Origin of the sequence: Cytophaga sp. FL35, assembly GCF_014349235.1 — a bacterium.
Lineage (GTDB): Bacteria > Bacteroidota > Bacteroidia > Flavobacteriales > Flavobacteriaceae > Euzebyella.
This window is the reverse complement of record NZ_JACSOH010000032.1, coordinates 16,127-29,533: the sequence shown is the minus strand read 5'-3', so window position 1 is coordinate 29,533 and position 13,407 is coordinate 16,127. Positions and strand designations below refer to the sequence as shown.

At 41.2% G+C, this 13,407-nt stretch carries 9 protein-coding genes; 7 read left to right on the top strand and 2 right to left on the bottom strand.

The genetic code is table 11. The features are described from left to right. Position 1: 1 nt before the first annotated feature. From mobB to BIZ36_RS18400, 4 genes are all read left to right on the top strand, one after another. Positions 2-1,021, top strand: a complete 1,020-nt coding sequence (gene mobB / locus BIZ36_RS18415; protein WP_121848536.1) for a MobB family relaxase — start codon at positions 2-4, stop codon at positions 1,019-1,021. Between the two features lie 5 nt (positions 1,022-1,026). Next, positions 1,027-2,613 (top strand): type IV secretory system conjugative DNA transfer family protein, encoded by a 1,587-nt coding sequence (locus BIZ36_RS18410; protein WP_121848537.1) that lies wholly within the window; start codon positions 1,027-1,029, stop codon positions 2,611-2,613. Between the two features lie 258 nt (positions 2,614-2,871). Further along, entirely contained in the window at positions 2,872-3,471 is a 600-nt protein-coding gene (pnuC, locus tag BIZ36_RS18405; RefSeq protein WP_121848538.1) for a nicotinamide riboside transporter PnuC, read from the top strand. Then, positions 3,458-4,492 (top strand): acyl-CoA dehydrogenase family protein, encoded by a 1,035-nt coding sequence (locus BIZ36_RS18400; RefSeq protein ID WP_121848539.1) that lies wholly within the window; start codon positions 3,458-3,460, stop codon positions 4,490-4,492. Before pnuC ends, BIZ36_RS18400 begins: the two co-directional genes overlap by 14 nt. A 4-nt stretch (positions 4,493-4,496) precedes the next feature. Here the strand turns inward: BIZ36_RS18400 and BIZ36_RS18395 are convergent, their stop codons facing one another. Together BIZ36_RS18395 and BIZ36_RS18390 are read right to left on the bottom strand one after the other, a co-directional pair. Next, positions 4,497-5,069, bottom strand: a complete 573-nt coding sequence (locus tag BIZ36_RS18395) for an AAA family ATPase (RefSeq protein WP_121848540.1) — start codon at positions 5,067-5,069, stop codon at positions 4,497-4,499. A 325-nt stretch (positions 5,070-5,394) separates the two neighbouring features. Continuing rightward, positions 5,395-5,757, bottom strand: a complete 363-nt coding sequence (locus BIZ36_RS18390) for a helix-turn-helix domain-containing protein (protein ID WP_121848542.1) — start codon at positions 5,755-5,757, stop codon at positions 5,395-5,397. Between the two features lie 767 nt (positions 5,758-6,524). On the opposite strand from BIZ36_RS18390, the gene BIZ36_RS18385 reads away from it, so the two are divergent. The 3 genes from BIZ36_RS18385 to BIZ36_RS18375 all read left to right on the top strand — a co-directional run bounded on the left by BIZ36_RS18385 (position 6,525) and on the right by BIZ36_RS18375 (position 13,385). Further along, a complete protein-coding gene (locus tag BIZ36_RS18385; RefSeq protein WP_187459357.1) occupies positions 6,525-9,557 on the top strand; it encodes a SusC/RagA family TonB-linked outer membrane protein in 3,033 nt (1,010 codons plus the stop codon). Positions 9,558-9,571: 14 nt separating this feature from the next. Further along, positions 9,572-11,008 carry a RagB/SusD family nutrient uptake outer membrane protein gene (locus BIZ36_RS18380; protein ID WP_187459356.1) on the top strand — a complete coding sequence of 479 codons (1,437 nt, stop codon included), beginning with the start codon at positions 9,572-9,574 and terminating at the stop codon, positions 11,006-11,008. A gap of 73 nt (positions 11,009-11,081) precedes the next feature. Next, positions 11,082-13,385 (top strand): zinc-dependent metalloprotease, encoded by a 2,304-nt coding sequence (locus tag BIZ36_RS18375; protein WP_187459355.1) that lies wholly within the window; start codon positions 11,082-11,084, stop codon positions 13,383-13,385. Positions 13,386-13,407: the final 22 nt, after the last annotated feature.

Sequence of the window (13,407 nt, the reverse complement as noted above, 5' to 3'; positions counted from 1 at the left end):
AATGTACATTGCTATAACAAGACAACAGTTGGGAGGAAACTATCGCGGCAGTGTTCGTGACTTGGTCGATTATCTGGAAAAGGAAAATGTGGATAGGGCTCCCGAATTAGAGGAGCTTTACTTTAATCAAGGGGTAGACCGGATTGAATCGGAACAGGTTATTTCACAAATCGATGCCAATACGGCCAAATTGAAAAGGAAGGATCCTAAGTATTATTCACTGGTTGTAAGCCCATCGCAAAGGGAACTAAAGCATTTAGGGGATGACCCTGAAAAATTGAGGGCTTACACCAAAGAAATGATGAAGGCATATGCAGCCGCATTTTATAGAGACCACGAGGTATCCCATAAGGACATACTCTACTTTGCCAAAATCGAGCGAGAGCGAACGTTTTCCGATAAGGATAGGGAAGTAAGGGAAAATCAGGCGCATGCACGACAGATTTTGGAATTAAAGCACCGAGTTAGGGCTATAGATAGAGGAGAGGCGGTAGGGAACAGGAATCAATTACAAGCAAAAATAAATGTATTGGAGAAGGATGCCCCCCACCAACTGAATGGTCAACGGATAGTATCCGGTATGAAAAAGGAGGGGCCTCAAAGCCACATCCATATCATTGTAAGCCGAATGGACATCCACAATAAACACAGCTTGTCTCCAGGAGCGAGATTTAGGGCTTCGGAAACCAAATTGCATGGAGAGACCATCAAACAGGGGTTTGATCGAGATCAATTTTTTAGGGCAGCGGAAAAGACCTTTGATAAACAGTTTGGCTATCGCAGGAATTTTGTGGAAACCTACCATGCTCGAAATCTGATGGATAAGAATCCCAAACAGTTTTTTTCGGCTCTATTGGGCCTGCCTACAAGTGAAAAGCAAGTAGCACGCCACCTATTGTTCAAAGCGGGGATCAAAGTGCCATTAATCCCAACCAATCAAAAGCAAATGGCCTATAAAGCTCTTATGCAATTGAAAAAGGGTATGGGGAAAGCCTTGGAATCGGGATCTATAGGAATTTAAATATTATGGATAATATCATCACTCTGAAAATAGTAGGGACTTTTTTGTGTGCCATTGCATTATCCTCAGCATTGATACGATATTTAAAATACGGTTTTCTGCTTGGTATGGTTGGGTGGCTCCTACTTGTGATTAGCGCAGGAATAGTGAAGGAATGGTCTTTCTTTTTGGAGTGGATGTTTTTAGCAGGATTACCTATTTTATTGATACATGTTCTTCTTTTTGCTTTGGTGGACCATCATTCATCCTCCAAAAAATCGGCAAATCTCTTTGTGGTCCGTCTTAGGGTTAGGGGGCGCACTTTGGTTCTGGACAACATTCGAAGAGGGGTTTCCGTAATGGCTTCCGCCGGTAGTGGTAAAACCGAAAGTGTTATCTACGGTTTTTTGGAACATTTTAGAAAGGAGGGCTTCGCAGGAATTATTCACGACTATAAGGATTTTGAAATCACAGAAATGGCCAGCCCCCTATGGAACGACCAAAAGGTGCCTTTTCGGATCGTATCGTTCGGACCTATATATAACCGAGTCAATCCTATTGCTCCTCGTTATTTGCCCGATGAGGAAAGTGTTCATGAGGTATCACGTGTACTTCTAGAAAATCTCATGGAGAAACAAGGCTCTAATGAGAACAGCACCTCTCGGTTCTTTCAGGATGCTGCTGAGGGTTTGATCAGTGGTCTTATTTGGCGGCTAAAAACAGATTATCCCGATTTTTGTACCCTTCCCCATGTAATGGCGCTTTATCAACAGTTGGGCACTAAAAGCCTCATTAAGTTTCTGCGAGATAACTTAACGTCCCGTGCCATGGCAGATGCCTTTTTAAGCGGGGTGGGGTCGGAACGGCAAACGGCAGGGGTCATGAGTACTTTGGCCAATGCTATTAAAAAAATCAGCACCCGGAAAATCTTTTTGGTACTCTCGGCTGACGAGCTTCCATTGGACATCAATCATCCAAAGAACCTGTCGGTGGTCGCATTGGTCAATAATCCACAGAAGGACGCTTCCTTATCCCCAGTAATCGCCACCATCGCCCACACCATATCCAAACAGATGAGCCAGCGAAACAGGCAACCTTCATTTATGTTATTAGAGGAAGCTTCAACCCTTAGGTTGTTGAATATGCATCGAATTCCGGCCACCTTAAGAAGTTATAATATTGTCAGTATGTATGTCCTTCAGGATAAGGTCCAAAATGACATGATGTACGGTGAAAAGGCCAGCAAGGCCATACTATCCAATCTTTCATACCAGTTTTTCGGCAAAGTGAACGACCCGGATACGGCGCGATACTACGAACGCTTTTTTGAACTAGTTAAAAAACCCACTCGGAGTGTGAGTAAAAGTTCGGGTTGGAGTTTGGAAAGACGCATTACGGAAGGGGAGCGGGAGGTTTCCAAACGTAGGGCAGAGGTATTCTTTAGATTAAGACAAGGCGAATTTGTGGTGTTTGCCGATGGTAAGGATCGATTGGTGCGATTTTACAAGCCGGATATAAGTCGAGGTTTACCCAAGCCGCTTGCCATTTCCGAAAAAGATTTGGATGCTCATTATCTGAAAGTTCATAGAGAGGTGAGGTCTATGTTTCAATAGATGGGTAGCAACAATTGGATATAATATTGTTGATGCCATCACAAGTCGCTTGTTTGAATAGGCTTCTACTCATCTGAAACTTTTGGTTTGACTACCTTTACCGAACATGGGGTGTCCTGTACAGGGCTGAGATGATACCCGGAAGTGCACTACTTCACACCTGATCCAGATCATGCTGGCGTAGGGAATTGAAAAGGCCAGTCGGCTTATGGTCCATTCTGGGTACCCCATAGTAATCATATTTACTAGAAAATAGGAATGGAATTCATAGCACATTTACTTTTTTGGCAATGGGTTGGGACAGTTTTTGGTGTTGCCCAAGTGCTCTTGGCCCGACAGAATAATATTCACAACTATCTATTTGGTATGGTAGCCATTATCATCAGCATCGGGGTACATTACCAATCGCGATTATATGCCGATGTGCTATTGAACCTCTATTATCTGGTCATGAGTATTTATGGGTGGTTTTTTTGGAAAAAGGGAAGCCATAAAGAAGAAGCGCCAATTTCGATTGCTAATGGAAAAGAGCAAGGGATTGCGCTTGGGATTGTATTAGGTTGCTTCATCTTAATGGCTTATTGGCTTGGAGCACATACAGACTCCGATGTACCCTATTGGGACGCGATGGTCTGTGCCTTTGCCTGGGCAGGTATGTGGCTCATGGCCAAACGAAAAATTGAGAATTGGATATACTTAAATCTAAGTAACCTAATTTCCATTCCCCTTTTATTGTATAAGGAATTATATGTGTATGCCAGCCTTACCGCCTTCTTATTCTTGGTGGCTGTTTCGGGATATCTCAAGTGGAAGCGAATCCTACATCTGAAAAAGAAAGATACCTATGCAAAAGCCTAGTAAAGAATGGTTGGGCGGTGATGAGCTGCACCCCAAACTGCTCCAATGGATAGCCCATAAAAATCTTTGGAACCTTTGGGTGCCAACGGAGTACGGTGGATTGCAATCATCCTTGAGTGATGGATTGGAAATTCTTCGCACTTTGGCCAAATGGGAAGGTAGCCTGGGATGGACCGTTACCTTGTGCAGTGGGGCGAACTATTTCGTGGGTAACCTTGAAAAGGAGAAAGCTGATGAAATTTTTTTAGGAAGTCCATTACCCGTTTTTGGAGGAAGCGGAGCTATAGGTGGCACGGCCGAAAGGTGGGAAGGAGGATACCTTATATCTGGGATATGGAAATATGCTACCGGAGCACCCTACCTTACCCACTTTACGTTAAACGCCAAGATACTGGAGAATGGTAAGGAATTACGAACCGAGGATGGACAATCCAAAATACAATCCTTTATATTGAAAAAGGAACAAGTAGAGATTATCAAGGATTGGAATACAATGGGACTACGAGCCACGGCCACCCATTCCTTTCAGGTTCATTCCCAATATGTGGAAAGGAGCCAAAGTTTTGTATACAATAAAGTGTATCATCCCAATCCTATTTTTAAAATTCCTTTTTCTGTCTTTGCCGATTTGACATTATGGGCCAATTATTTAGGCCTGGCAGAACACTTTTTAGAGGAGGCTCATATCATACTAGGTTCTCTTGAGCAGCTCAAGTTACTGAAAGCTACCCTAACCAAGGCTTATAAAGATATGCGCTCCGATGCGGATACCATTGAAAGTTGGATAGGAAACGATACAAACATTTCAGAGTCTTACATAACAGAAATTCATCGCAAAGCTACCTATTCCGTACAAAATCTTACAGAGGCCATTATTAGGTTATATCCACTTTTGGGCATTCGTGGCGCTAGCGAACATCATAAGATCAACAAAATCTTTAAGGATTTTTTTACCGCCACCCAACATCATATTTTTAGTCCCATGGGGAGAAGAGGCTCCACCAAAGTTTTTAAACCGTAGGGTTTCATTTCATCAAATAAGGGATATGTTCTAGCACAAAATCGGCCCTTTCGACGGGGGTTGCCTTGGGAACCTCCAATAGTTCATAACCATACCCTCTATAGGTTTGAATCATTTTGTTATAAGTAAAGACGGCTTCATTCCATTCTTGGTGTCTTTGCGTATCGGTTCCATAGATTTCTTTCCAAGGAGGCAATAGGAAGACTTGGTTATTATAACGCCAATGTTCAGCATAGGATTTCATTTCTGAACTAATAGCTAGGCCTTCCAATGCTGCATAACATAGTGCATCCAAAAAACCACGATCGAAAAAGACAGGGACATCATTTCTTAAATCACTGCAGACCATTTCAAAATTTTGGATGGACCGATTGAACATTTTTTGGAAATAATTATTCTTGTTTTTCCATGGGAGGGCATCACCGTCGATATCCTGTTGTTCTTTGATTAGCGCCCTAGCAATCTCGGGAATAACAATCATATCATTACGCTTGATTTCTTCCAAAAGGGTGGTTTTGCCTACACCAGGGCCGCCCGTAATGATGAATAACGAGTTTTGGGGTTTAAGGTATTTCAATGATTTAAATTAGGGGATTATGGAAACGTAATAATTGAATTGGATTTAAAGCTCATTTGAAGGTCGGCAATACTACGAACTTTTGTGAAATAGACATTGAGAAATGTGAAAAATCAAGTAGAGGGAATAGTTCTAATGTTAAAAAACGGTTGCATAAAGACGTTTATCATGGATTTTTTAATGGATTGGTCATTGAAATTTTACTAAGTCCGTTTGTCAAAATTATTGCAATACTAATTATAGGAATCGCCTCTTTAAAAGAGTTGAACCAGACTTTTGCAAATTTATAGATGGATATCGAGTATCGGGAAATTTAATTTGAACGTTAGGGAAGTTGTTTATACTTTAATTCTATTCTGGTGATTAGAAGGGTATAATATTTTTTTTTCTCTTGTGTAAGTTTATCTTCATATCTTAATGATTCTTTTACGATTGCTATTAAAGCTTCCTTGTCCTTTAATTCAAATAGCTCATTAAAGTTTATCCCTAATTGCTTACTTAACATATATATCTTTTCCCAGCCTGTTTTCCCTTCCGCTCTTTCAATTCTTCCTATTAATGTTGAATTTGAGTCTATCTGATGCCCTAAGTCAAGTTGAGAAAGCCCCTTTCTTAGTCGTGCCAATCTTAGTAAACAGCCAATTTGAATATTGATTAATTCTATTTCTGAATCGCTGTATTTCCTCATTTAGTAAAAATTGAGAAATACGCTGCATTTATTCGATACAAATTTGTATCGAATAAAGTATTTTATTATATTGCTTAATAAATACATAATTTGCGATTCTTCTATTAGAACTTATTGGAAGCTTTCGCTTAGAGTCTTGGTTTGAAAACTGGTAATTTTTATGCAACAAGACAATAAGCAGTAGGCTCACGACCCGGGCGTGGGCTCTCTTATTGTTGCAGGGTATACCAGTACCACAAACCGATAAGTTGAGTTCCACGCCTTTTTGGTATCGGTTTTAACTTTCCTCTTTGTGACTGATTTCTGTTAATCTTTCGGACATCGCTAAACTTTTTAAAATGGAAATGATCTGGCAACTTTTTTATGTAGGATTTACACCCTGTGCCTGTCCCGTATTCGGAACTTCCCATTCGGTGTTTGATATCCTCTTTAGAAAAAAGCCTAAAAACCCCATTTGATTTCTTTTTGACACTAGTTATGGGTTGCACGCTGCAAATGTTCGGTTTTTCAATTCATATCACCCGTAACTGACGTTTACATTTTTGGGAAACCGCCCAAACACAATTTCACAGTCGGAATCTTGATAATATTCCAAACCCAGAGGCTTAGGCGTTTTGGGCAGGGGACTTATTGTCCAAACACTTATGGCCCCATGTAAGATACAACCTTATGTTGATACGCTGCGTTGTGCATATCGACCGAGTTTGTACTGAAGAAATTTATGGGGTCATCTAAAACCAACACATAAATCCATCAAACTGATAATTATGACAAAATTTCTGAATTCAAAGGGCAAAACACCTTTGCTCTTGATACTCTATATCTTATCAATGCCCTTTTTGTCTTTCCTACTTAGGGCGGGTAAAATCTTGGATCCACCACAGGCCACCATAACTGGCACCGTGACCCAATACACGGGAGTACCCCTTGCCGGGGTGAACATTGTGGTGGAATCCAAGTACAAAGGAGCCATTTCCGATTTGGATGGAACATACCAAATTGAAGCCAATGCGGACGATGTCCTCATTTTTTCAATGGTAGGGTATAAAACTCAAATTATTCAAATCAATGGCAGGGATGAAATTTCAATACAAATGGAAGAGGATGTTACTGCTTTGGAAGAAGTGGTTCTTAATGCTGGTTACTATACCATATCGGATAAAAAAAGCACAGGTAGCATTGCCAAGGTAAAAGCAAATATTTTTGACAAGCAGCCAGTGAATAATCCATTGGCTGCCATGCAGGGTCATGTGGCCGGCGTAAATATTGTACAGACCACAGGGCTTCCCGGCGGGGGTTTTAACATCGAAATTCGTGGAAGGAATTTTTTAAATGGAGTAAGTGACCCTCTCTTTATTGTGGATGGCGTTCCCTTCAATTCGCAATCACTGGGGGCATCTAGGGTATCTGGTCAAATTATGGGAGGTAGTATTAGCCCTTTAAACGCTATTGACCCCAACGATATAGAAAGTATTGAAGTACTCAAGGATGGAGATGCCACTGCCATATACGGCTCACGTGGAGCGAATGGAGTGGTTTTGATTACCACCAAAAAGGGCCAGTCGGGCAAAACTCGTGTTGAAGCACATGTAAGCACCACCATGGGCCAAGTTTCGCATTTTTTAGATTTAATGAATACCAATCAATATTTGGAAGTACGAAGAGAAGGAATTGCCAATGACGGGTATGGAGATTTACTCAATGACCCTAATTATGATTTTTTCTGGCCCGATGTGAAATTATGGGAGAATGAACGCTATACCAATTGGCAAGAAGAACTTATTGGAGGAACAGCGTTTCGCAACAATTATAAGCTCTCATTGTCCGGAGGGAATGACCTGACCCAATTTCTAATTAGTAGTTCCTTTCAGAACGAAACAACCGTTTTTCCAGGGGATTCCAAATACCAAAAGGCTAACATACGCAGCAATGTCAATCATCAGTCCGAAAATCGTCGATTCAGCATCAACCTTTCTTTGGGATATACCAATGAAAACAACACCATGCCGACAGTTGATTTTTCTACGAAGGCCTATACTTTGGAGCCTAATGCACCAAAAATTTATGATGAGGAAGGCAATATTAATTGGGAAAACAATACTTGGGACAATCCCTTGGCATCGCTAGATGAAACCTACAATGCAGAAATCAACACCTTGTTTGCTAATACATTGGTATCCTATAAATTAACGACCAACTTAAAGTTTCAATCCAACATTGGCTTTTCCGATTACCGGTTAGATTCCTATCGATCGATGCCCAGTTCCGCCCGAAATCCTGGTTTGGGGGTAACTCCCCAAAATTATTCCAATCATACCATAAATAATGCGAGGCGGACATCATGGATTGTGGAGCCACAATTGAACTACAAAAAAGGGTGGGACCTTTGGGAGTTGGATGTACTAGTGGGGACTACCTTCCAAGAGGAAGTTTCAAATCAATTGGTACAACGAGGGCTCGGTTATCCCAATGACGGCCTGATTAATAACCTGACCGCGGCAGAGACCATTGAAATATTTTCAGATACTGATGGAGAATACAAATACAATGCCTTGTTCGGTAGGGTTCATCTAGAATTTATGGATAAATATATTATTAATCTAACTGGAAGAAGGGACGGTTCTTCACGGTTTGGACCGGGTAGGCAGTTTGGCAATTTTGGGGCATTGGGTGCAGCTTGGATATTTTCGAATGAGGGATTCTTCAAAGAAAACGCTGCCTTGAGCTTCGGTAAAATTAGAGCTAGCTATGGTACGACGGGTAGTGATAACATTGGTGACTATCGATTTCTGGATACCTACAGCGTAACTGGAAATAACTATAACAATATTAGTCTATTGGAACCAACAGGGGTTTTTAATCCCCTATTTGGTTGGGAAGCCAATAGAAAAATGGAAGTAGCACTAGAACTGGGTTGGTTGAAGGATCGGATATTTATAAATACTTCTTATTATAAAAATAAATCATCCAATCAATTAATCGGTATTCCCTTGGCGGCCACTACCGGTTTCTCTGAGTTGACAGGTAATTTTGATGCTGAAGTGGAGAATACCGGTTGGGAGTTTGATTTGCGAACAATCAATATTCAATCAAATAAGCTTAACTGGAAAACAACATTCAATCTGACGGTACCTAGAAATAAATTAGTGTCTTTTGAGGGATTGGAAACATCTACCTTCTCTAATAGATACGTCGTTGGCGAACCATTAACCATCGCTAAGTTGTACCACTCCCTTGGTGTCGATCCTCAAACTGGTGAATATACTTTTGAGGATTATAATGGGGACACGGATATTACTAGCACAGAGGACAGGCAATGGATTGAGGACTTGGCACCCACTTATTATGGTGGCTTAGGAAACTCCATCAGTTTTGGAAGTTGGTCGATGGACATGTTGTTTCAATTTAAGAAACAAATGGCCTATAATACATTGCGATTTGTTGCTACGCCTGGGTTTAAGGGAAATACGCCTGAATCACTCTACGATAGATGGACGCAAACAGGGGATAATGCCCCCATTCAAAAGTCGGCCGGGGGGTTGGCGGGGGGCCAAGATTTAGGGGCTTTACAACGGGATAGCGATGCTGCGATTTCAGATGCGTCATACGTTCGTTTAAGGAATATTTCTCTCAATTATAGAGTACCCTCATCTCATTCTGATTTGGATTTTCAAGTGTACCTCCAAGGGCAAAATCTCTGGACTTGGACTAACTATGATGGCCCCGATCCGGAACAACCCGCGAGTACCCGTCTTCCACCTCTTAGACAGATGACCCTAGGTTTTAAAATCAGTTTTTAATCAAAAAAACAGTTATGAAATATTTTTTATTGAAATACCCATTGGAAAAACTTTTTCATGGTTCATTACCCAAATACTACCATCAACTTCGAAAAGTTCATCTTATCGGAATGATTTGCACTTTGTGTTGTTGTACCGACTTTGTAGAAATAGATGCCCCTAAAAATACCTTGGTATCAGAAACGGTTTTTCAAGATGCGGCAACTGTCGAATCCGCTTTGGCCAATCTTTACTACAATTTGCGAGAGGGCGGAATGACTTCAGGCACCTACGGTATGACCACCGTAATGGGTATCTACACCGATGAATTGGATTATTATGGTTTCGGAGCGGACTACCTCCAATTCTATCAGCATAATGTGCTTCCTATCAATGGTATCGTTTCTGATTGGTGGTCACAAGCCTTTCAACTGATTTACGCAACGAATGACATCGTGCAGGGCGTTCGGGCATCAACGGAACTTTCCTCCATGGAAAAAAATCGCTTTGAAGGGGAAGCTTTATTTGTAAGAGCCTATCTGTATACTCTGTTGGTTAACCTATATGGAGATGTACCATTGGTGCAAACTACTAATTATTTGGACAATAATAATGTCGCACGTTCGAACCAAGACTCTATAAACAATCAAATTATGGAGGATTTGGAACGATCCATTCTTCTTTTAAATAGTATGGAGCCAGTGTCAACTGAAAAAATTTATCCCGATGAATATACCGTTAAGGCTTTATTGGCACGTCACTATTTAAGGAGTGGAAATTGGGAAAGGGCGGTAACTATTTCTTCCGAACTAATCAACCTATTTCCAATGGAATCCGATTTGAACAAGGTATTTCTAAAAGATTCCAAAGAAACTATTTGGCAACTAAAGGCAGATAATGATTTTCCTAAGAACACCAGGGAGGCCCAACAATTGATTATTCAGGCAGTTCCTAGCCAGACCTATGCACTGTCCAATGATTTTATGAATGCATTTGAGCCGGGTGACCAACGACTGATGAATTGGACCCGTAGCATTTCGGACCAAGACTCAACCGTAACACTCTATTATCCCTATAAATACAAGGCAGGAATTAATGCCTTGGAATCGTTTGAATATTCGGTATTGTTCCGATCGACGGAACAAGTACTTATACGTTCGGAAGCAAAGGCACGGTTGGGAGAGTTGGAAGGCGCTTTAGCGGATGTGAACCTTGTTCGTAGTAGAGCCGGATTATCCAACCTCATAGCCCACTCGCAAGAAGATGTTTTGGAGGCCATACTACATGAAAGACGTATGGAACTATTTACGGAACAAGGGCACAGGTGGCTGGACTTGAAGAGAATGGAAAAGGCTGAAGAGGTATTGGGAGACATCAAGGCAAACTGGAAAAATACCGATCTCCTACTCCCCATACCTGAGAATGAACTGGAACTCAATCCGAATTTATTACCACAAAATCCGGGATATTGATGTTAATTCTTAGGCTTCAAGATCCTTTCATTAATACAGTTAGGAGAGTTCTAAACCCAAAATTGAAATTGAGATGAAATATAGTGTATGGATCGCCTTGTTATGGATTTATATGTGGGGATATCCACAAAGTCCTTCAATAATCCCAACGGATAATCCGTCCATGGATAATTTGGGTCAAGAAACTTCTTTTATCAGCTCTAGAATTAAAGGGAACCAGTTGTACCTCAAAATTCCAGAAACCCTTTTTAATGCGCCCATGTTGTTAACGTGCTATGACGATATGAGACGTGGTTATATGCAGGTGGTCTGGGTCAAACACCGCGATGAGATTCTGCTGATGCGCCAATCGATTCGCTCTACCTCGGGAATTATGATTCCCATTAAAGAAGGCTTATACCTCGAAGATACTTTGCTAGCAAGGTTTCCTATAGAAAAGGAAGGGGCCGAACGGGACGCTCATTGGATCAATGCTACCGATTTCTTTCTAAATCAAGAAATTGAATGGCCCAATTATGGCGTCGATTTTGGAAGCCCCGTACCAAGTCTATCCCTTTTATTGGATGCCAAGAATTTTGATGATGAAGTCATCATTAAAACGCGCAGGGGTATGGTGCGAAGGAAATCTAAACTTTCAATCCCTATCTATTTCGGCCTCATTAAATTAGGCATACCGATGAAGGCTAGGGGATACGATTATCGAATGGGGTTCTATTACGAAAGTAAAATGGGGTCGCCATTTAATTTGCAAAACGGAGTGGCGAACATTACCAGGTGGCGATTGGAAAAGAAATTTAAGAATCAAAAATGGAGTGTACCCAAAAAACCCATCTCGTTTCTCATATCCCCGAAGGTGCCGCCCCAGTGGAGACCTTATATAAAAGCGGGAATTGAAGAATGGTTGCCGGCTTTCGAACAGGCTGGTTTTAAAGATGCCATCGTGGTCAAGGAAATGGACAGCCTCAATGATTGGGAAGCACACAGCATCCATTCCAATGTGGTGTACTGGAATCCAAAGAAATATATAAGAGGTTCTGAAAATAAAGATTTTGGGGGAACCATTGGCCACCTGATAGATGAAAGATCCGGTGAAATCCTTCGGGGTGATATTTTTATGGGAGCTTCTGCACGTACCGTCATGGAAAACTATTTTATTCGGGCAGCTCCATTGGATGCAAGAGCAAGAAAATTGCCCTTTCCCGATGAATTGATTGGCGAATTGTTTCAAGTGATAGCAGCCCATGAGGCGGGACATGTATTTGGTCTCATCGATGCTAATTTTGGGGAATACCAATATCCTTGGGAAAAAATGAACGATGAGGAATGGTTGCGCACCATGAGACATACTCCAAGTGTCATGAACTATACGCGTACCTCCAATATTCCGCAGCCATCGGATAGCATTTCTCCATCTTTGTTGCTACGACACGTGGGCCCCACGGATAAATACCAAATTCAATGGGCCTATAAAGAATTTCCATGGGGTACTACCGCTCAAGAAGAAAAACAGGTATTGGAACGCATGATTCGTTGGCAGGATTCGGTTCCATGGTACCGATTCAATAACAATCAAATGGAAGTTATTGGGCCCACCTCCTCTAATGAGGTGGTCGAAACCGATAATCCCATAAAAAGTACCGAACTCGCACTTAAAAATTTGGAACGGGTAGTATCTCTATTACCTGGCATATGTGCAAATCAAAAGGATAATAGTCAATTAAATCGCCTGTATGGGAAAACTCTAAAACTATATTACCAACACATGCAGCACCTTTCCACCCTCATCGGAGGATATGCGATTCATTACAAAGCTCTGAACCAGCCAGGTCAGATGTATGAACCCATTCCTTGGGAAGAGCAAATCAAGGCGCTTGATTTCTTATTAAAGTGGGCCTTTGACCCGCCGAAATGGTTAACTAGCCCTGATTTTCTAAGGAAGGTAAGTTATTCAACCTTTCCAGATATTGTTTTACAGGAACAACAGAAATTATTAGTTGAAATGTTAGCGGCCCATCGATTCAAACGGTTGGAATATTTGGAAGAGGTAAGCGGAAATGGAGGATTCCTTCATTCCTTCCTTACCAAATTGCAGAAAGGATTATTTTACGAAAGCAAAACTTTAAATCTCGGTAATAGAAGACGAGATGCTATTCAAAAGACCTACATTGATATTATAAAAATATTATTGGAGCAAGAGGGGGATTTTATGAATATGGAAAGCCAATTTTTTATTGCTTCTGATTACTGTAAAGGTCTTTTATGGCAAGAATTGATGGATTTACGAACTTTGATAAAGAAAAACATGCGCCAATATCCCAAAGCCGTTCGAATGGGCCATTGGGCCAAATGTCTTCATACACTCAATAGGATCTTGTAATTTTAATTTAAAACCTAATTAG